Source organism: Rhodococcus sp. Z13_19A (assembly GCF_058133575.1).
In genome coordinates this window covers 419527-438149 of record NZ_JBYUNN010000002.1, presented here as the reverse complement: position 1 = coordinate 438149, position 18623 = coordinate 419527, and the positions used below count along the sequence as shown (strand labels likewise).

Here is an 18623-nt window from a genome sequence, read left to right as displayed (position 1 = left end):
TCGCGGCGCCGCCGGGGCGCGGCCGATGTGCTGGCGCGCCCCGCTAGACCCCGAGCACCTCGGGGGTGCGGGCCAGCGGGTAGAGCAGGTCGGCCTCGGCGCGCTTGCGGGCGGCCAGGCCAGGCAGCACCTCGGCGAGGCTGCCCGTCCCCTGCGGCACCTGCAGGGGGCCGGGACCGTCGGCCACTCCCCAGCCGCTGCCCAGCCGACGCAGCGAGTGGTGCTTGACGTCGTAGTAGCCGTGGCGGATGGGCACCGCGACCCCCCGGGCACCGGCCGCGGAGGCCAGCAGGTGCAGGTGGAAGCGGGTGGTGATCCACTCCTGCTCGGCCGAGACGGGCAGTCCGCGGGTCCACACGTCGGAGAAGGGCACGAAGCGCTCGTCCGGGATGAGGTCGGCGAGCCGGTCGTAGGCCAGCCGGTCCACGCCGGGAATGGCCTCCACGTAGTGCACCGCCTTGCCCTGCCGGGCGGCGTGCTCGACCAGGGGCCGAGCGGCCGCGACCACCTCGTCGAACCGTCCCTCGTCGGCCATGTCGCTCTGGATGCACACGTACAGCCCCGCCGGCGGGGCTGGGCGGCGCGCGATCTCCGCCTGCGCGCCGAGGAAGGCGTCGTCCAGCCCTAGTGGCAGGTGGTGCGCCTGGGCACTGGCGTCGTCACGCACAGTGACGTGGTCGAAGTCCGCGAACAGCTCCCGGGCGGCGTCGACGGCCGCGGGCATCAGCCCCTGCCCCGTCGCGTACAGCGGGGCACCGGTGAGCTGCTTGACCGCCTTCATGCCCTCCACCAGGCCGGCGTGGTGCGGCCAGACGCCGTTGACGTAGCCACCGCCGATGAGGTGCATCGACCGGACGCTGCGCAGCCGCAGCAGACCCAGGTCGTAGTGCGGTGAGCCGAGGTCGTGGATCAGCGCCGCCACCCGCGGCCCGACCTCCTCCACCGGCAGGTGAGCGGCATCGCCGACGGCCCGCCACAGCGTGTTGGTGGTGCGCAGCCGCGGGTGCAGGCCCTCGAACAGGTTCTGCGCCATGCCCGGCTGCGGGCAGTCCAGCCAGACGTCCACCGCCGGGGCCACCTCGGCGAGGTGCCGCAGCCAGGACGCTGCGATCAGCTCGTCACCGAAGTTCGGGTATCCGGCGGAGCCGATCAGGTAGTACGGCGGTGCAAGCACCTGGTGATCGTAGATCCGGACATCCGTTACTCAGCGTCACCACGCCGAGGGGGACGTCAGCTGTTTCGCGGGGTCAGGCCGAAGGTCTCGGCCAGCAGCTGGTGTGAGCGGATCCGGTCGGCGGGGTCGGCGATGAGGTTCTGCACCATCACCTCGTCCGCCTCGCTCTGGGCCATCATCTGCTCCAGCGTGGCGCGCACCTGGGCGGGGTCCCCGGCGACGAACTGCGGCCACCGGCCGTCCACGATCGTCGTCGGCTGCGCCTTCTCCGTCGGGCTCAGCTCGCGGGCGGCCTCCTCGGCCGAGGGCAGGAGTGCACCGCCACCCACGGTGCGCAGCCGGGCGTAGTAGCCCTTGGCCGAGCCGACCAGGTGCTGCGCGTGCGCGGCGCTCTCCCCCACCGTCACGTTCACCGCGAGGATGGCCCGCGGCTTCTCCAGGCCGAAGCCCTGCGGCTGGAACTGCTCGCGGTAGTGCCGCAGCGCCGGGGCCGCGCCGGTGGGGTTGATGAACCCGGCGAAGGTGTAGCCGATGCCCAGGCCCGCGGCCAGGGCCGACCCGCTGGGGCTGGAGCCGAGCAGCCAGGTCTGCGGCTTGCCCGCCGGCGTGTGCACCAGCGGCTTGTCGGCAAAGGGGTGGTCGGGTGGGAACGCCTCGTAGAGCCAGGCGAGGGTCTCCAGCACCTGCTGCTGGTGATCGGCCTGCGCCGGGTGCTGACGGTCCCGCTGCAGCGCCAGGTCGATCGCCGGACCCGCGGTGGCCCGGCCCATCCCGAGGTCCACCCGGCCGGGGAACATCGCCGCCAGCTGGGCGAACATCTCGGCCACCTTGAACGGGCTGTAGTGGTTCATCAGCACCGCGCCCGAGCCGATGCGGATGCCGCTGGTCTGCATCCCGGCGGCGGCGATGAGCAGCTCCGGGTGGTGGGAGGCGCCCATCCGGCTCAGGTGGTGCTCGGCGAACCAGATGCGGTGAAAGCCCACGGCGTCGGCGTGGCGCGCGACGGCCAGGGAGTCGGCGATGCCGTCCTGCTCGGTGGTGCCGGGCGCCACGGTGCCCAGGTCGACGATGGACAGCTTCACGGGGGGCTCCTGAGCGTGGACGGTGCGGCACCTGATTGTGCCGGGCCGGGTGTCGATCTGGGGGTTCCCCCGTTCGACCTGCAGGTGAGAGGGTCCACCCAGGGCCCTCCCAGGGAAGGGGATCACCATGAAGTACATGCTCATCATGCGCGGCACCGACGAGGGCTACGCCGCCATGCAGGACGTCGACATGAACGAGATGCTCGAGACGATGGGCCGCTTCAACGAGGAGATGATCTCGGCCGGGGTGATGGTCGCGGCCGAGGGCTTGGACGACCCGACCACGGGGTTGGTCGTGGACTACTCCGCCACCCCGCCCGTGGTTACCGACGGGCCCTACGGCGAGACCAAGGAGCTCTTCGGCGGCTTCTGGATCCTGGACGTCGCGTCGCAGCAGGAGGCCGTGGAGTGGGCCAGGCGGGCCCCGATGGCGGGGGCGGGGATGAAGACCGAGATTCGTCGCATCGCCAGCATCGACGAGTTCCCGCAGGACAACGAGTGGGTCAAGCGGGAGCGGGCGTGGCGCGAGGAAACCGGCCAGCTCTGAGCCCGTCCGGCACCGGACGCCAGGCCGTGGAGGCGGTCTGGCGGATCGACTCCGCGCGGATCGTGAGCACCCTGGCCCGGTTCACCGGCGACTTCGCCCTGGCCGAGGACCTGGCCCAGGAGGCGCTGGCCGAGGCGCTGGTGACCTGGCCCCGGGAGGGTGCACCGCGCAACCCCACGGGGTGGCTGCTCACGGTGGGGCGGCGCCGGGCGATCGACACCTACCGACGTCGCGCCGCGCTGGACGAGCGGTACGCCGTCCTCGCTCGCGAGGCCGGCGCTGCCTCCGGCTCGGGCTCCGAGGACGGGCTGCTGTGGGACCCCGATCGCGTCGACGACGACGTGCTGGCGCTGATGTTCATGGCCTGCCACCCGGTGCTCTCCCGGGAGGCGCAGGTGGCGCTGACGCTGCGGGTGCTCGGTGGGCTGACCAGCGACGAGATCGCCCGGGCGTTCCTGGTGCCCACCGCCACCGTGCAGGCCCGCATCACCCGGGCGAAGAAGACGCTGGCCGCCGCGCAGGTGCCGTTCGCGGTGCCTGCGCCCGAGGAGCGCCGGGAGCGGCTGGGCTCGGTGCTCAGCGTGCTGTACCTGATCTTCACCGAGGGATCGGCTGCTACCTCCGGCGCGGAGTGGATCCGCCCGGACCTGGCGCACGAGGCGGTGCGCCTGGCCCGGGTGGTGGCACGGCTGGCGCCGGAGGAGGCGGAGACGCACGGGTTGCTGGCGCTGCTGGAGCTCACCGCGGCGCGGTTTCCCGCGCGGGTGGGTGCCGACGGTGAGCCGGTGCTCCTGGCCGAGCAGGACCGGCGGCGCTGGGACACCTCCGCCATCCGCCGCGGCCGGGCGGCGCTGGCTCGGGCCAGCCGCACTGGCCGTGGCCTGGGCGCGTACGGCATGCAGGCGGCGATCGCAGAGTGCCACGCGGTGGCCCCCTCGGTGGACGCGACCGACTGGGAACGCGTGGTGCTGCTCTACGAGGTGCTCGGCCGGCTCGCGCCGTCTCCGGTGGTGGAGCTCAACCGGGCGGTGGCGGTGTCGATGGCGCAGGGCCCGGCGGCTGCGCTGGTGATCGTGGACGAGCTGGCGGCGGCAGGCGCGCTGGCGGGCTCGCACCTGCTGCCCAGCGTGCGGGGTGAGCTGCTCACCCGGCTGGGGCGCACTGGGGAGGCGCGGCACGAGCTGGAACAGGCGGTGAAGCACTGCGGCAACGAGCGCGAGCGCGGCCTGCTACAGGGCAAGCTCGCGGCCTTGCTCTCGCTCGAGTAGTGGCGCCGACGGGTCTTCCTCGCGGGTCAGCCGCATCAGCGTGCCGCAGATCTCTCGCCAGTAGGCGGCTTGGGCATGGGCTGGGCAGCCTCTGTGGCGAACGCTGGAGCAGGTACCCGCCAGGCGGCGCCAGGGCTCGGGAACGGCCCCGCGGGGTGGCGTTGATGCCCCTGGGCATGGGCCGCCTTTGCCCGCTCGAGGCGGTGGATCTCCACTCCTGGCGCGCGCCCAGACAGCTACGTCATACGAGGGCGGCACGGGCGGCTGTGAGGAGGGCCCGCCGTTCACCTCTGAGACGGTGCATTGAGGACAGAACGAGATTCATGTATCCATGCCCTACCCAGTCCGAGTCGTCACGCAGGGCCTCCTCGACCGCCGCCTTGGTCAACGGGATGAATTCGAGGTTGTTCGACTCCCAATCATCGGGGCCCATGCCGAGCCTCCGGGCATGAATGAAGGACGCGTTAGTCCACTCAGTCTGCGTCAAGTTCACGTGGCCCAGCAGGGCCCATTCATACCGTGTGACGTCGCAGACAAGGCTGTGGAAGGTGATACGTTCACGAATGTCCGGCTCCCCCTCAAGGTCGATTCCCAGTTCCTCCGATATTCCCCGAAGCGCCGTGCGGTATGGGTCCGGAAGACCAGTTCTCGGGTCCTGGTCTACCAGCGCCATGCCTTCGTTGACGGAGATGTGCCGAAGGTTCTTGCCACCGGCGGTCTTCCCACTTCGTCTTGTGAGAATTAGTTGGTCATCCGCCGTCTCGACCGTCAGGTTGATGCCAAACGAGTTCGAGAGCCCAGGGAACACGTCTAGAAGTTCCTCCCCCTTGAGCTCCCCTCCCGACAGACCGGCCACAAATCGCTTCTCCCACTCCGAGGCAACGACCTGGAAGGACGCATAGTCCGTTCTCGCAAAGTGGAGCTTCAGCACTGGCAGCTCGAGGGAGCCGACCCGGGAAACCTCGAGCTTTCGCAGGGCTAGCTTCTCAGCGTTCCATGCATCCGGAGCCGCCTCCAGGTCTCTGCGTCTGTTTTCGATCTTCTGTTCCAGCTCTGTGGCCGGATCGGGCCACAGCCTCGGAGGCAGCCGCGCGACGAGTGTGGCAGAGGACTGTTGCGGCACTGTTGCGGAACAGAGGTTTTCCGGTCGGAATCCCTCCACAGCGAACTGTCTGACGTAGATCTCGTGCTTTGCCGCACCGACAGCAAAGGTCTCCGCGGCGCCGATAAGCCGGGATTCCTCCCGGAGGCGTCGTCGCCGGGAAATCTTCCCAAAGGTTCTGTACCAGAGCGGTTGAGTCAACCGACCCGAAATATCGAGAAACCTCTCGGCCAGCGCTCCAAAGAAGGCGCCAACCAACGAGGCAGATCCATAAGACAAGACTCCGGAGACCCATTCAGGCATCGGGCTACTCTATGGGACGAGAACCTTCTCGCACCACCGTGGGGCCGCCACGCGCCTATACGTTGAAGTGGAACTACTCTATCCGTCGCCGTCGGACCTGGCCGCCGCGCTTGACGAAGCTACGCTCCCACACTTCACGCTCAGGTCGTGGCGGCGCCGACGGAGTCTTCCTCGCAGGTCACCCACACATCAGTGCGGCCAAAGTCGCGCGCAGCTCGTTGACGACACGCTGCATCAAATGGTGCCTGCCTCCGCCAGTGTCTCAAGTCAGGTCGAGACCCTTCGGGCGAGTCGGCGGGCGGCAAACACTAGAACCTCTGCCATTGCCGGCGGCCCTTCCTTCCACCCGAGGTTGTCGGAGCCGTGCGCCAGACTTCGAGCATGGCTCGCACACAGCATCTACCCGCAGACCTCTCCCCCGCCCAGGTCATCGCGCTGCAGGACGCCCTGCTCGCAAACGCGGACCGGCTCCTGACGGCGGCGCTGACGATGCTTGACAACAACGACTTACCGCTTGCCCGGTCCCTGGCGATCCTCGGCATGGAAGAGTCGGGGAAGGCGATCGCGCTGCACGAGCGCCGGGTGATGATGGCGATCGCGCCCGAGGGTGAGGCGTTCGTGGATCAGGGCCTCACGGATCTGTGGGCGCGTCACACTCTCAAGCTCGAGACGGTGCACGACTTCCTGGCACGCGAGGAGTATTGGTTCGGCACGCAGGCTGCGGACCCGGAGGAGAACAAGCGGGTGCTCGGCGCCATCGACGAGTGGAAGCGCGATCACAACTCGGTGAAGCAGCACGGCCTTTATGTCGATGTCACACCCGAGGGGACCCCGTTATGCCGCAGAGGGTCGCCGACGACGAGGCCGTCCGTGCTGTCGTCGGTCACGTGCACCAAATCGGATGGCAACTCCGTCTCGGTGAGCACATCGAGCGCAAGGGCCGCTTGCTGGTTGAGCAGGACGCGCCACCGTCGAGCGAGGAGAAGCTCGAGGAGACGCGTCAACTGCTCCTCGCAATTCGATTCAGCCAGCGCCGAGCGGATCCTCGAGTCCATGAGGCAGGGAACGAAGGGCAAGAAGTTCAACAACATCGGCTATTGGTTTCGCGAACCGAGCAGTCTGTTCGAGAACTTTGGACGTTCCGGGTATGAAGCGCAAGACCGCGAGTTGTGGGCGCTCGCGGAGGAGACTTCCGGCGCGCCAGACGAGAGCACCGACTCGGACGACTGACGTCGCGGACTGGCAAGGTCCCGCTACTCCATCAGTTTTGGCGACGACTCCGAGCGCAGCGGTCACAGGTCCGCGGGATTTTCCCTTCGCAGCCCTAAACCGAAGTCTCCGAGCATCTGGGTCACCCACTGCCCGTACGGTCAGCACTCGAGCAGAGGGGGATTCCATGAGAGTTCGGCGCGTCCGAGCCGCGGACCAGACATCCACAATGGCCACCGCGGCGCTGGCGGCAGTCGGATCCACGACACGGCTTGGTCACCCGAGTGCGGGCACCGGACGCAGGCGATGACGAGGACGGCGCTGGTCCTCGGCTGCGGTGGCACGATCGGTGGCGCCTGGATCATCGCCACGCTCAAGGCGCTCGCCGACGAGTCGGGGTTCGACCCCGCCCAGGCCAGTGTTGTGCAGGGCACCTCAGCCGGGGCGGAGCTGCTCACCATGCTGGGCGGCGGAGCCACGGTCGATGACCTCGTGGCGATGCAGCGAAAAGAGAGCGACGATCCCCGTCTGCGTCGGCACCTCGACAACACCCCGTCCGGACGACCGCCTCTTCCACGGCTGCCCCTGCTGAACCCGTCCCTGCTCAAGACCCAGTCGGGCCTCGCCGCTCTCACCGGCCTAGTGCCGCGGGGCACGGGCAGCCAAGCCTGGCTGCAGCAGCTCGCCGACGACTTCACCGACTCCACCGGGCACCTCGCTCGGCCCGTCCGCATGGTGGCCTACGACTACCAACGGGGCGAGCGGGTTGCCTTCGGCGCCCCTGACGCGCCGCCGGCAACCGTGTCGGAGGCCCTGCGCGCATCGTGGGCGATCCCCGGCTGGATGCGACCGGTGACCATCGGCACCAGGAGCTTCGTCGACGGCGGCGCCGCGTCCACCGCGTCGGTCGACCTCATCTCCCCGGCCGACGCCGACCGCATCATCGTCATCGCCCCCATGGCGTCGGACCCAGGAGTCCGCGTCCCCGGCCTTGGCGGCGTGCTCGAGGACCGGGTGATCCGGCGCCCGATGTCCGCCACCCTCGCCGCCGAGATCGCCACCGCACGCGCGCGGGGCCAGCAGGCGGTGCCGATCCTGCCGAGCGCCGCCGACCTCGCTGGCCTGGGCGCCCACTTCATGCTCCAGAGCAGGCGACGACGCGCGTTCGAGTCGGCGATGCGCACCGCGCCGGCCACCGTCCGTGCGGCGCTGGAGGCTGAGGCTGCCGCACAAGACCGTTGAGCCCTGCAGACGGCCAGCGGCCGCTCAGCTGGTCTGCTCGCTGAGCACCGCGCGTCGGCGGGCATAGGCGCGCGCAGCACGCACCCGGTCACCGCACCGGTTCGAGCACCACTGCCGCCGTGCGTGCGTGCGCAGGAAGAACCACTGGCAGGACTCCGACTCGCAGGCGGCGAGCAACGACGCCTCGTCGCCGGCCAGCAGGGCGGCGGCGTCCTCGGCGATCACCGCCATCGCGTTCTCCACCACCTGCGTCGCCGGGTGGTCGGCGCTGCGGGAGAACCCTGTCGTGGGGTGGTGGCGCAGGAGCATGGCTCCCGGAGCGCTGGTCAGCGCCCGGTTGAGCGCCGCTACCGCCTCGGGCCTGGGCGGGCGCCCCGTGACGTGCGCGGTGAAGAGCTCGCGCAGCTCCGCACGCAGCTCGGCGAGCCTGCCCCGGCAGTGCTCGTAGAGCACGGCCTCCGGCGCGACCAGGTCGCGGTCGACCAGCCAGGCCGTCGCAGCGACCGGGTCGGCCAGGTCGTCGTGACGCCTGCCGCCGGGCTGGTCGGTGACGCTGTTCACCAGGGCCAGGCTGGGGTGCTCCTGCACGCCCGGCACCACCGGTTGTGAGTTCTCCACCATGCGTTACACGGTATCAGGTGGATTTTACCGTGATACTGCTGCTAGCCTCCGGCCACGTCAAACGTTAGACATTTCCATGAGATCTGAGGTCATGCATGCAGCTGCCACCCCCTTCCGGCACGGCGTCCGTCGCCCTGTCCGTGCTCGCCAGCGGCGGCACCGGCGTCGGGACCACCGCGACCCAGGGACTCGCCAGCACCGTCTCGCTGGCCCGGGCAGCAGACGTGCTCGGGTACCACCGGTTCTGGATGTCCGAGCACCACGCGATGGGCGCAACGTCGGTGTCCTCCCCGCCGCTGATGGTCGCCCGGCTCATCGCCGAGACGGCGCGCATCCGTCTCGGCGCAGGTGGGGTGATGCTCCCCAACCACGCTCCCCTGCTGATCGCCGAGCAGTTCGGGATGCTCGAGGCGCTGGCCCCCGGCCGCATCGACCTCGGGCTGGGGCGCGCCCCGGGCACCGACGGAGCAACCGCCGCGGCCCTGCGCCGCGGAGCCGACGCCAACGACGGGTTCCCCCAGCAGCTGCTCGAGCTGCTGGGCTTCCTGGGCGAGGCGTTCCCAGCCGGGCACCCGTACCGGAACGTCCACGCGGTGCCCGGTCCGTGGCAGGCCGCCCAGAACCGGGTGCCCTCGGACTCGGTCGGACCGGACGTCTGGGTGCTGGGCTCCTCGCCGTACTCGGCGCAGCTGGCCGCGCAGCTCGGCCGGCCCTACGCGTTCGCGCTGCAGTTCGGCGACGCCGACGTCGACACAGCCCTGCGCATCTACCGGGAGACCTTCCGGCCCTCCGACGTGCTCGATCACCCGCACGCCCTGGTCAGCGTGCCCGTCGCGATCAGCGATGATCCGGCCGAAGCACAGCGCCAGGCAGCGACGTCGGCGATGGCGATGCTGCGGATGTTCAAGGGCCAGGGCTACCTGCTCCTGCCGCCGGAGGAGGTCGAGGCGTACTCGGCCACATCGCAGGAGCGGCAGATCCTCGACGCCTACACCAGCCGCAGCTTCCACGGCACCCCTGCCGCGGTGGCCGACCGTCTCGAGCGCCTGCACCAACGCACCGGCGCCGACGAGCTGATGCTCGTCGTCAGCGGGCACTCGGCAACCCTCGACGAGCACGGGATCGAGCTCCTCGCCGACCACTACCACCTCCCGCGCGCGTGACGACCCGTCCGCTCGCACCCCACCCCGACACCCTGGAGAACGACATGACCACACCCCGCCGCGCCCTGATCGTCATCGATGCCCAGCAGGAGTACTTCGACGGGCTGCTCCGGATCCAGCACCCCGACCCGGACGAGTCCGTTGCGCGCATCCGGGTGGCGATGGACGCCGCCGAGCACGCAGGCGCTCCGGTCGTGCTCGTCCAGCACGGGCTCCCCGCCGAGGCCCCGGTCTTCGCCTCCGGATCGGCCACCTTCGCCAACCACCCCGACGTCGCCGCTCGCGAGGGCCAGGTGTCCAAGCGCATCACCAAGCAGCTCTCCAGCGTCTTCGCCGGCACCGATCTGGAGGCGTGGCTGCGGGAGCGGGACGTCGACACGATCACCCTGGTCGGCTACATGACCAACAACTGTGTGCTCGCCTCCGCCGCCGGCTCGGAGGGCCTCGGCTTCTCCGTGGAGGTCCTCTCGGACGCCACCGGCGCGATCGACCTGACCAACGACGCCGGCAGTGTGCCCGCCCGGCAGGTGCACGAGACCCTCATGGCGCTGCTCCACTCGAGCTGGGCCGCGGTGGCCGACACCGACACCTGGGTTGCTGCGCTGCAGGCCGGCAAGCCGTTGCCCAAGAGCGACCTGGTCACCTCAGCGGCACAGGGCCGCGACGCACGCTGAGCCCCACGCTCCCAGAGCTGCCAGTAGCGTGGAGCCCCGTGACCTTCTGGCCGCGGGGCTCCACGCCCATGACCGTCGAGCGGCACCGCCCGCGCATCGTCATCATCGGCGCCGGACTCTCCGGCATCACCGCGCTGCACGTGTTCACCGAGCACGGGTTCACCGACGTGACCGTGGTGGACAAGGCCTCCGACGTGGGTGGGGTGTGGCACTGGAACCGCTACCCCGGCCTGACCTGCGACGTGCCGTCCCAGCTGTACCAGTTCCGCTTCGCGCCAAAGCCCGACTGGACGCACGTCTGGGCCAGCGGCGCCGAGATCCAGCAGTACCACCGCGACGTGGTCAGCGACCTCCACCTCGACCGCCACCTGCGGCTGAACACCGAGGTGGTCTCTGCGCAGTGGTCCGAGGAACGCTCGTCGTGGACGCTCACCACCTCCGAGGGCGAGCACCTCGAGGCCGAGGTCGTCATCTGCGCGACCGGCATCCTCCACCACCCGGCCACCCCGCCGATCCCCGGCCTGGACACCTTCACCGGCCCGGTGGTGCACACCGCGCGCTGGGACAGCGAGCTCGACCTGCGCGGCCGCACTGTCGCCGTGGTGGGCACCGGCTCCACCGGGGTGCAGATCGTCTCGGCCCTGCAGCCGGAGGCCGCCGCGATCACCCACTTCGTGCGCACCCCGCAGTGGATCCTCTGGGCACCCATGTCGCTGCGCCAGCTCGAGGCCGTCGGCACGCTGCTGCGCCGGTTCCCTGCGCTGCACCGCACCCTCTACGACACGCTGCTCCTTGGCTCGGGATTCCTGGCCGACGTCACCACGCGCCCGTCGTGGCGGCGCCGCCTCGTCCAGGCCTACGCACGGCTGTCCCTGCGTGCCCAGGTGCGCAACCCGCAGCTGCGCCGCCAGCTCACGCCCGACGACGAGCCGCTCTGCAAGCGGCCAGTGGTCTCCGGCACCTACTACCGCGCCATCCAGCGCCGCAACGCTGCGCTGGTCACCGACAAGATCGTCGAGGTCACCCCTGCGGGCATCACCACCTCCGACGGCACCCACCACCGGGCTGATGCCCTCGTGCTGGCCACCGGGTTCGACGCGCACAGCTACATGCGGCCGATGACGATCACCGGGCCCGGGGGCACCACCTTGGACGAGTTCTGGGCCGAGGGCCCGCGCGCCTACCGGATGACGGCCATCCCGGGCCTGCCCAACCTGTTCACGATCCTCGGGCCGAACTCGCCCACCGGGTCCATCTCGCTGCAGTACTCCGCCGAGCGCACGGCGCGGTACCTGGTGCACCTGCTCGAGCTGCTCGCCACCGGCACGGCGAGGTCCGTCACGGTGACCGAGGAGGCCACCGACGAGTTCAACCAGAGCGTCGCCGAGGCCATGGGGCCCACGGTGTGGAACACCGGCTGCAGCTCGTGGTACCTCACCGAGCACGGCACCGTCGACCTGTGGCCCTTCGACAAGCCAACCCTGGCCGCGATGCTCGACGAACCGACGCTCGCGCACTTCACGCTCGGGTAGCGGTGCGGGCGGACTCTTCCTCGCGGGCCGGGTCGGAGGCCGGTGTGGTGGCCGGCGACGCCGTCGGCGGAGCGACCTTGTTGACGCGGATGAGCGCCAGCGACGCGACGAGCGCCAGCACGGTCACCACGACGGCCGCCTGGAAGGCGGACTGCTGCCCGGCCACGAAGACCTCCATCTGGCCAGCTGCGGTGCCGGCACCGCTACCCAGCTCGCCGGCGCGATCGGTCGCGGCGTGCGCGAAGACCGTGCCGAAGACCGCGAGCCCGATGGCACCACCGACCTGCTGACCGGTGTTGAGCAGCGCCGAGGCCAGGCCCGTCTCGTGCGGCGCGACGCCGTTGACGGCGGTCATGGTCAGCGGCACGAAGCTGCAGCCCATGCCCACGCCGAGCAGCAGGAGGCCGCCCAGGAACGGCCAGTAGCTGCTGTTCGCGTCGAGCTGCGCGAACGACACCATCCCCGCGAGGGCGAAGATCGGGCCGATGGTGAGGAACGGGCGGATGCCGATCCGCGGGATGAGGCGGCGCACCACGACGACGGACAGGAACATGATCGTCGTCGGCATGGGCAGGAAGCCGACGCCGGTGCGCACCGGGCTCCAGCCGTGCACGTTCTGCAGGTACTGCGCCAGGAAGTAGAACGTCGTGAACATGCCCGCGGCCAGGAACAGCATGATCAGGTACGCGCCGGTGCGGTTGCGGTTGGCGAAGATGCGGAACGGCATGAGCGGGTGGGTCGCGAAGTGCTCGATCGCGACGAAGGCGACCAGCAGCGCCGCGGCGATGCCGAGGGTCACCACCGTCGACGTGGAGCCCCAGCCGTCGCTGGCGGCCTTGGTCAGGCCGTAGACCAGGGTGGACATGCCGGCGGTGACGGTGATGGCGCCCGGCAGGTCGAGCTTGGTGCCCGAGCCCTGGGACTCGTGGAGCACGCGCGGGGCCAGGAGCAGCACGATCGCGCCGATCGGGACGTTGATGAACAGCGCCCAGCGCCAGCTGGCGTAGTCGGTGAGGATGCCGCCGAGCAGCAGCCCGAAGGCGCCTCCCGAGGCCCCCATGGCCGCGAACACGCCGAAGGCGCGAGACCGTGCCGCCGGCTCGGTGAAGGTGGTGGCCAGCAGGGCGAGCGCGGTGGGTGCAGCGATCGCCCCACCGGCACCCTGCGCGGCCCGGGCGATGATCAGCATGGCCTCGCTGTTCGCGAGGCCGCCGACCAGCGAGGCGGCCGCGAAGAGCGCGACGCCGATCATGAACATGCGCCGCCGGCCGAAGAGGTCACCGGTGCGTCCGCCGAAGAGCAGGAGCCCGCCGAAGGCCAGCGAGTAGGCGGTGACCACCCAGGTGAGGTTGTCCAGCGAGAAGTCGAGGTCGGCGCGGATGCTGGGCAGCGCCACGTTCACGACGGTGGCGTCCAGGACGACCATGAGCTGGGCGACGCAGATCACGGTGAGGGCGAGACCGCCGTTGCGGGTCGCTTGCGCGGGTGGTGCGTCAGTCATGGGGGGTCTCCACATCAGTAAGCGTGGGTCGTGGGGGGCGCCCGAGCACCGGGAGCAGCACGCTGCCCACCACCTGCTCGGCGTAGGCGCGGCCGGCGGGCTTGCCGGTCATGAGTGCTCGCTGCAGCATCAGCGACGGCACCAGGCTCGCCGCCATGGCGATGTCGACCTCGGGGCCCAGCTCGCTGCGGTCCCGGGCACGTTCGAGCACCGTGGTGATGCGGGCGATGCGGGGCTCGGTGAAGCGGGTGGCGAACGCCTCGAGCAGCTCGGGCTCGCGGGGCAGGGCGGAGCAGATGCTCACCATCACCTCCTGCAGGCGCTGCGTGCGCGGGCTGCAGGAGGCGGCGGTCAGCAGCTCGATGTCGCCCTCGAGCGAGCCGGTGTCGATGGTGTCGACGACGGGCTTGAGCGACATCATCGCGTCGATGACGAGCTCGGCCTTGCTGCCCCACCGGCGGTACACCGTCGCCTTGCCGACGCCCGCCGCGGTGGCGACGCCCTCCATGGAAAGGCGGTCGTAGCCGTCCCGGACGAGGACGTCGATCGTCGCGTCGATGATCGCGTGGTCTCGGCTCGGGTCCCGAGGGCGGCCCCGCCGGGGCTCCTGCGCGGCTGCATCGGTGTCGCTGATCTGCACGACGCCGAGGCTAACACGATACGGAACGGGTGCGTATCGTAAAGAACAGGCAAAACAGCGGCCTCGCCGTAGGGTGAGCGCCAGTGCCACTTCTCGTCTCGGGTGATGGAGCGATCAGGAGACAGCAGCGGATGAGCGCGTGGGACGTGATCGTCATCGGAGCGGGCGGCAGCGGTGCGGTGCTGGCGGCCCGGCTCAGCGAGGACGCCGGCCGGCGGGTGTTGCTCCTGGAGGCCGGCCCGGCGCCGACCCGTCGCAGTGCGTTCCCCCCTGGTCTGCTGGATGCCCGCCGGGTGCCCGGCGCTGAACCAAGCGCACCCACCAGCTGGCGGTTCCCCGCGAGCCTGGCCCACGGTCGCCCCTGGGTGGTCACCCGGGGCCGGGTGCTGGGCGGCTCGACGACGACCAACGGCGGCTACTTCGTGCGGCCACGGCCCGAGGACCTCGACCGCTGGTCAACCACCGGCGGCACGACGTGGAGCTGGGATGCCGTCCTCCCCTTCCTCCGCACCCTCGAGCACGACCTGGACTTCGGCTCGGCTCCGGAGCACGGATGCACCGGGCCGATGCCGGTGCGGCGCCCAGCGCTGGACTCCCCCGCCGCTGCCGCCTTCGTCGCCGCAGCGACTGAGCTGGGACACGCCGCCGAACCGGACAAGAACGCCGCCGGGGTGGGCGGCGTCGGCCCGGTGCCGGGCAACGTGGTGGACGGCGTGCGGGTCAACACGGGGCTGGCCTACGTGGTGCCTGCGCTGTCCCGCCCCAACCTCACCGTGCTGGGCGGCACGCTGGTGCGCCGAGTGATCATCGAGCACGGCGTGGCCACCGGGTGTGAGGTCGAGCGCGACGGTCGGGTGGAGACCGTGTCCGCCGGCGAGGTGGTGCTGGCCGCAGGGGCGGTCGGGTCGGCGCACCTGCTGGTGCTCTCCGGCATCGGCCCGCGCGGCGTGCTGGAGCGGCTCGGGCTGCCGGTGGTGCGCGACGCCCCCGTCGGGGGTTTCAGCGACCACCCCCAGGTCGTGGTCGAGTGGCAACCCCGGGTGGACCTGCCCGCACCCGGGGGCTCGTGGACGGGGGCCGCGCTCAACGTCTCCCTCGGCGGCGGACCGGCCTCGGGCGACACGGAGGTGCTGCAGTCCCTCGTGCCCCTGCCCGTGCTGGCCGGCGGGCCGCCCGTGCCCGGGGCCCCCTTGCCGCTGCTGGTCGCCGTGCACGCGCCGGTGCTGTCCGGGCGGGTCGAGGTGCGGTCGGCGGATCCTCGGCAGACGCCGTTCCTCGACTATGGCTACCTCGCCACTGCCGATGACCGCCGCCGGATGCGGCAGGCCGTTCGGGCGTCGGTCGACGTGCTCACCGCCCGCGCCTTCCGAGACGTGTCGGCCGGCGTCGTCGACCTCGACGTCGCCACCGCCTCGGACGACGACGGGCTGGACGGCTGGATCGCCGCCCACCTCAGCACCTCTTTCCATACGTGTGGCACCGCCCCGTTCGGCGCGGCCGACGACCCGGCCGCAGTGGTCGCGCCGGACGGGCGGGTGCACGGGGTCCGCCACTTGCGGGTGGCCGACACGTCGATCCTGCCCACGGCCCCGCTGCGCGGCCCGGCGGTCAGCGCCGTGCTGGTGGGAGAGGTGATCGCTGACCAGATGCGGAAGGCCTGATCAGCTGAAGGCTGACCGGCTCAGACGTTGAAGCGGTACGTTCTGGTACTTTCGGCCCCTCGCCGATCCTTGCGGAAAACACGCTCTGCCCTGCGCAAACATCCGTGTTGGCCTGCTGATGGGTAGTCTTCGTTGCGGTCGATTTCGGTGCTGGTGAGGGCAAGTTGAGGGCAAGTTGAGGGCAAGATGCCTCGTTCGGGCGACCTGCGGACACCTCAGCCACACGCGAGTCCGACCCGCGCCGGTGTATCCCCGACCCGAGTAGTTCGGAGCCGCCCACTGGCCGATGAACCCCGCACCCGGACCCGCTGGTGCTCACCACCGCGGCCGTGGTGAGGCTCATGAGCGGCGACGCCCGCCGGTCCAGACAATCGAGCGAACTCGTCCCCAATCTTCAACGTGTTCGTGACACCAAAACGTTTCAGTGTTGCGCTCGGCCTGCAAGTGACGGCTTCGGAACCACCTGGAGCCGGAGTGTCCTGCGAGGGAAGACGTGAACCAGTAGTGAGCCATCATCGCCACCACACCCTCGCCGGAGTTGCCGGACGGCTCAGTCTCGTCGCGGTGGCCCGGAACATCGCGTAATGCGGGCACTCTCGGAAAATGACTCGTCCCTGGTGATCGAACGCAACCACGCGACCAAGTAGTACGCGACCGGCGCCGATACCGTTCACGTAGGTCGCGACGTCGATCTGGTCGTCGGACGAGGGGAGCCGGTGTTCCTCTTGGGGGCCAGCGGCTCACACAAGACCACATTGCTCAACCTCATCGCAGGGCTTGGACCGCCCCGACAACGGAACCATCTGTGTCGCGGGAACCGACCTGACGTAGCTGCGCGAGAAGGAGCTCACCGCCTTCCGTCTTGCTCGCATGGGAGTGGTCTTTCAAGACCACAACCTGATCGAGGAGTTCACGCCCGTCGAGAACGGAAAGTTGCCGCTCGAGGGCACGCGCCGCCGCGGGCGCAGTTGGCTGTCGTGGGCATCGAGAAGCTGAGCGACCGCCTGCCACGGCAGCTCTCTGGGGGGCAGAGGCAACGGGTGGGCATTGCTCGAGCTCTCGTCAGGGACCGTCACGTCCTCCTCGCCGACCAACCCACCGGGGCACTGGACTCGGCGAACTCGCTGGCTCTCTTCGAGACGCTCAGGTCGCTGTGCGTCGACGGCACGTGCGTGGTGCTGGCTACGCACGGCCCCCTCGCCCAGGACTTCGCAACCTCGAGCTACACGATGACCGACGGTCACCTTCGCCGGACGAGGTAACCGTGAGAAGTTCGGTCGTAGTGCGAGTCAATTGGCGTCTTCTGCGCAGTACGGCCCTGCGCCGCTCGGCAGTCGCCTCGAGCGTCATCATCACGGGCCTGGTCGCGCTGTTCGTGGGACAGAGCTCGTTCACGTTGAGCGGTCCTCTGGCCGCGGATCGGGACTTGAGCCGCTACGAGTAATCCTTCGCGGTGCCGTCTACTTCCCCGGCGACCACGCGGCCCGAGGAACTTCCCTGCGGCCTACCGCGTCAACGCGTTGTTCACCAGCACGTCCACCGGCGGAATGGAGCAGGTCCTCGCACGCCCGAGTCCGATGCGGTGAACTTCGGCCGGTGAACTAGCGATTCCGCCCTTCCGCGGGCTCGGGGCAGGTAATGTTCTGCTTGCCGGCAGCGCTGGCACCTCGGGGAGGGTTTCGCCGCCCCCTCAAGGACGCAACTCCCGAGGCCGCCAACATCATGGCGGTACGAGGTGTCCCTGCCCACCGCCCCTAAACTGGGCGGTGGGCACTCGGGTTTTTGGACCTCATGAAACCAGACTGCGAACCGAGCAATCCTCGACGCATGCCGAGTGGCGGTCGCCGCTCAGAATGGATACGGCCGTGACCTCGATAATCTCGTGGGTAGGTGTGGACGAGCGTGGCCCGGCATCCGTCTACATTGCCAGCGATAGTCGGATCAGTTGGGGCTCAAGTCACGTCTGGGATCGCGGTCGGAAGACGTTTGCTTCCGCGGCCCACCCCTATATCTTTGGGTACTGTGGAGACGTCCTTTTTCCGTCAATGATCCTACCTGTCGTGCTGGATCATTTAGCCTGCGGGGCTATTAACCCGGGTCCGCGATCGATGTTTGGGGAGATCGGTAGCGTCATCCGCCGATTGTGGCAGGAGTACCCGCATGAAGAGCATCGTGACTTCTCGATCATCATGGCATCAAGACTCGGGACGAAGATGGCGGCGCGTTTTTCTGTCGCCGTGATGACCTTCAATGCTGCAACACAGACGTGGCACCTGCGGGAGGAACATATGCCGGATTCATCCTCGTCACTTGTGCACTCCGGCAGTGGCGCCGCCGAGATCGTCGCGGCCGAGACATTGTGGCAAGCAAGCGCGCACTCCGAGACGAGCCGAGCGGTGTTCAGTGCATTCTGCGAGTCTATGCGGACAGGCGCCGATCCTTACACTGGCGGTGGTCCCCAGCTCGTGGGACTGCGTCGAATCGGTGCCGGAATGTCCTTCGGAGTCGTATACGACGGTTCCCGCTACCTCTCGGGCACGGTCCTGAACCGTGAAGCTGCTGCGTCCTCTGCCGTCGACTGGTTCAACGAGTTGTTTGAACGGGTAGACGGACCCCGGAAGAGAAGAATCACGAACGCACAACCGCACCTTCCTCGCTAAGGCCGCATTCGGGTGCAGTGACGCGTTTTCACACTGGGCGAGTTCAGGGTTGCCGCCAAGACAATTCTTATGCGAGCGACTTTGGCGCGAGAACTGGCAGTTCTACGGGCCGTCGGCGCTATTGCGAGCATTCAGACATGCGCATCCTCGGAGTCTCCGCGACCTCAGACTTTGCCTCAGAGGGCGTGGCCGACGGCCACCTTCGACGAAGCTAGATGGCCATAATCCGCTGCACGAAATCATT

Annotated in this window: 15 protein-coding genes; 9 read left to right on the top strand and 6 right to left on the bottom strand. The window is 69.5% G+C overall.

Annotation, left to right across the window (positions count from 1 at the left end; translation table 11 throughout):
- Positions 1-43 precede the first annotated feature (43 nt).
- Complete coding sequence (locus AC3YNX_RS08705; protein WP_489995225.1) at positions 44-1174, bottom strand: polysaccharide pyruvyl transferase family protein; 1131 nt, start codon at positions 1172-1174, stop codon at positions 44-46.
- 56 nt (positions 1175-1230) lie between these two features.
- Positions 1231-2256, bottom strand: coding sequence for an MsnO8 family LLM class oxidoreductase (locus AC3YNX_RS08700; protein WP_489995224.1), 1026 nt, complete (start codon positions 2254-2256; stop codon positions 1231-1233).
- A gap of 127 nt (positions 2257-2383) precedes the next feature.
- Between AC3YNX_RS08700 and AC3YNX_RS08695 the strand changes: the two genes are divergently transcribed.
- Both AC3YNX_RS08695 and AC3YNX_RS08690 read left to right on the top strand, forming a co-directional pair.
- Positions 2384-2803, top strand: a complete 420-nt coding sequence (locus tag AC3YNX_RS08695; protein ID WP_489995223.1) for a YciI family protein — start codon at positions 2384-2386, stop codon at positions 2801-2803.
- Complete coding sequence (locus tag AC3YNX_RS08690; protein WP_489995222.1) at positions 2776-4071, top strand: RNA polymerase sigma factor; 1296 nt, start codon at positions 2776-2778, stop codon at positions 4069-4071. Before AC3YNX_RS08695 ends, AC3YNX_RS08690 begins: the two co-directional genes overlap by 28 nt.
- Before the next feature lie 241 nt (positions 4072-4312).
- On the opposite strand, the gene AC3YNX_RS08685 is transcribed toward AC3YNX_RS08690, so the two are convergent.
- Positions 4313-5476, bottom strand: coding sequence for a hypothetical protein (locus tag AC3YNX_RS08685; protein ID WP_489995221.1), 1164 nt, complete (start codon positions 5474-5476; stop codon positions 4313-4315).
- Between the two features lie 381 nt (positions 5477-5857).
- Here AC3YNX_RS08685 and AC3YNX_RS08680 point away from each other — a divergent pair, with 381 nt between their 5' ends.
- Both AC3YNX_RS08680 and AC3YNX_RS08675 read left to right on the top strand, forming a co-directional pair.
- Positions 5858-6706 carry an AbiV family abortive infection protein gene (locus AC3YNX_RS08680; protein ID WP_489995220.1) on the top strand — a complete coding sequence of 283 codons (849 nt, stop codon included), beginning with the start codon at positions 5858-5860 and terminating at the stop codon, positions 6704-6706.
- Between the two features lie 285 nt (positions 6707-6991).
- Complete coding sequence (locus AC3YNX_RS08675; protein WP_489995219.1) at positions 6992-7927, top strand: patatin-like phospholipase family protein; 936 nt, start codon at positions 6992-6994, stop codon at positions 7925-7927.
- 24 nt (positions 7928-7951) lie between these two features.
- Here AC3YNX_RS08675 and AC3YNX_RS08670 read toward each other — a convergent pair whose 3' ends face one another.
- The gene (locus AC3YNX_RS08670) at positions 7952-8548 is read right to left on the bottom strand and encodes a CGNR zinc finger domain-containing protein (RefSeq protein ID WP_489995218.1); all 597 of its coding nucleotides are present in this window, start codon (positions 8546-8548) and stop codon (positions 7952-7954) included.
- 95 nt (positions 8549-8643) lie between these two features.
- On the opposite strand from AC3YNX_RS08670, the gene AC3YNX_RS08665 reads away from it, so the two are divergent.
- The 3 genes from AC3YNX_RS08665 to AC3YNX_RS08655 all read left to right on the top strand — a co-directional run bounded on the left by AC3YNX_RS08665 (position 8644) and on the right by AC3YNX_RS08655 (position 11917).
- Positions 8644-9711 carry an LLM class flavin-dependent oxidoreductase gene (locus AC3YNX_RS08665; protein ID WP_489995217.1) on the top strand — a complete coding sequence of 356 codons (1068 nt, stop codon included), beginning with the start codon at positions 8644-8646 and terminating at the stop codon, positions 9709-9711.
- A 44-nt stretch (positions 9712-9755) separates the two neighbouring features.
- The gene (locus tag AC3YNX_RS08660) at positions 9756-10385 is read left to right on the top strand and encodes a cysteine hydrolase family protein (RefSeq protein WP_489995216.1); all 630 of its coding nucleotides are present in this window, start codon (positions 9756-9758) and stop codon (positions 10383-10385) included.
- A 68-nt stretch (positions 10386-10453) separates the two neighbouring features.
- Positions 10454-11917: a flavin-containing monooxygenase gene (locus tag AC3YNX_RS08655; RefSeq protein ID WP_489995498.1), complete on the top strand. Its 1464-nt coding sequence runs from the start codon at positions 10454-10456 to the stop codon at positions 11915-11917.
- Here the strand turns inward: AC3YNX_RS08655 and AC3YNX_RS08650 are convergent.
- A complete protein-coding gene (locus AC3YNX_RS08650; protein ID WP_489995215.1) occupies positions 11904-13418 on the bottom strand; it encodes an MFS transporter in 1515 nt (504 codons plus the stop codon). The genes AC3YNX_RS08655 and AC3YNX_RS08650 overlap by 14 nt on opposite strands.
- Positions 13411-14058, bottom strand: coding sequence for a TetR/AcrR family transcriptional regulator (locus tag AC3YNX_RS08645; protein WP_489995214.1), 648 nt, complete (start codon positions 14056-14058; stop codon positions 13411-13413). Before AC3YNX_RS08645 ends, AC3YNX_RS08650 begins: the two co-directional genes overlap by 8 nt.
- A gap of 131 nt (positions 14059-14189) precedes the next feature.
- Here AC3YNX_RS08645 and mftG point away from each other — a divergent pair, with 131 nt between their 5' ends.
- Positions 14190-15719, top strand: coding sequence for a mycofactocin dehydrogenase MftG (mftG, locus tag AC3YNX_RS08640; RefSeq protein WP_489995213.1), 1530 nt, complete (start codon positions 14190-14192; stop codon positions 15717-15719).
- Between the two features lie 692 nt (positions 15720-16411).
- On the top strand, positions 16412-16981 hold the full coding sequence (locus AC3YNX_RS08635) for an ATP-binding cassette domain-containing protein (protein WP_489995497.1): 570 nt from the start codon (positions 16412-16414) through the stop codon (positions 16979-16981).
- Positions 16982-18623 lie beyond the last annotated feature (1642 nt).

Bases quoted from the DNA above. Each gene is read 5' to 3' on its own strand.
- AC3YNX_RS08660 (WP_489995216.1), top strand. From the start codon at position 9,756: ATGACCACACCCCGCCGCGCCCTGATCGTCATCGATGCCCAGCAGGAG.
- AC3YNX_RS08665 (WP_489995217.1), top strand. From the start codon at position 8,644: ATGCAGCTGCCACCCCCTTCCGGCACGGCGTCCGTCGCCCTGTCCGTG.
- AC3YNX_RS08685 (WP_489995221.1), bottom strand. From the start codon at position 5,476: ATGCCTGAATGGGTCTCCGGAGTCTTGTCTTATGGATCTGCCTCGTTG.
- AC3YNX_RS08670 (WP_489995218.1), bottom strand. From the start codon at position 8,548: ATGGTGGAGAACTCACAACCGGTGGTGCCGGGCGTGCAGGAGCACCCC.
- AC3YNX_RS08675 (WP_489995219.1), top strand. From the start codon at position 6,992: ATGACGAGGACGGCGCTGGTCCTCGGCTGCGGTGGCACGATCGGTGGC.
- mftG (WP_489995213.1), top strand. From the start codon at position 14,190: ATGAGCGCGTGGGACGTGATCGTCATCGGAGCGGGCGGCAGCGGTGCG.
- AC3YNX_RS08655 (WP_489995498.1), top strand. From the start codon at position 10,454: ATGACCGTCGAGCGGCACCGCCCGCGCATCGTCATCATCGGCGCCGGA.
- AC3YNX_RS08650 (WP_489995215.1), bottom strand. From the start codon at position 13,418: ATGACTGACGCACCACCCGCGCAAGCGACCCGCAACGGCGGTCTCGCC.
- AC3YNX_RS08680 (WP_489995220.1), top strand. From the start codon at position 5,858: ATGGCTCGCACACAGCATCTACCCGCAGACCTCTCCCCCGCCCAGGTC.
- AC3YNX_RS08695 (WP_489995223.1), top strand. From the start codon at position 2,384: ATGAAGTACATGCTCATCATGCGCGGCACCGACGAGGGCTACGCCGCC.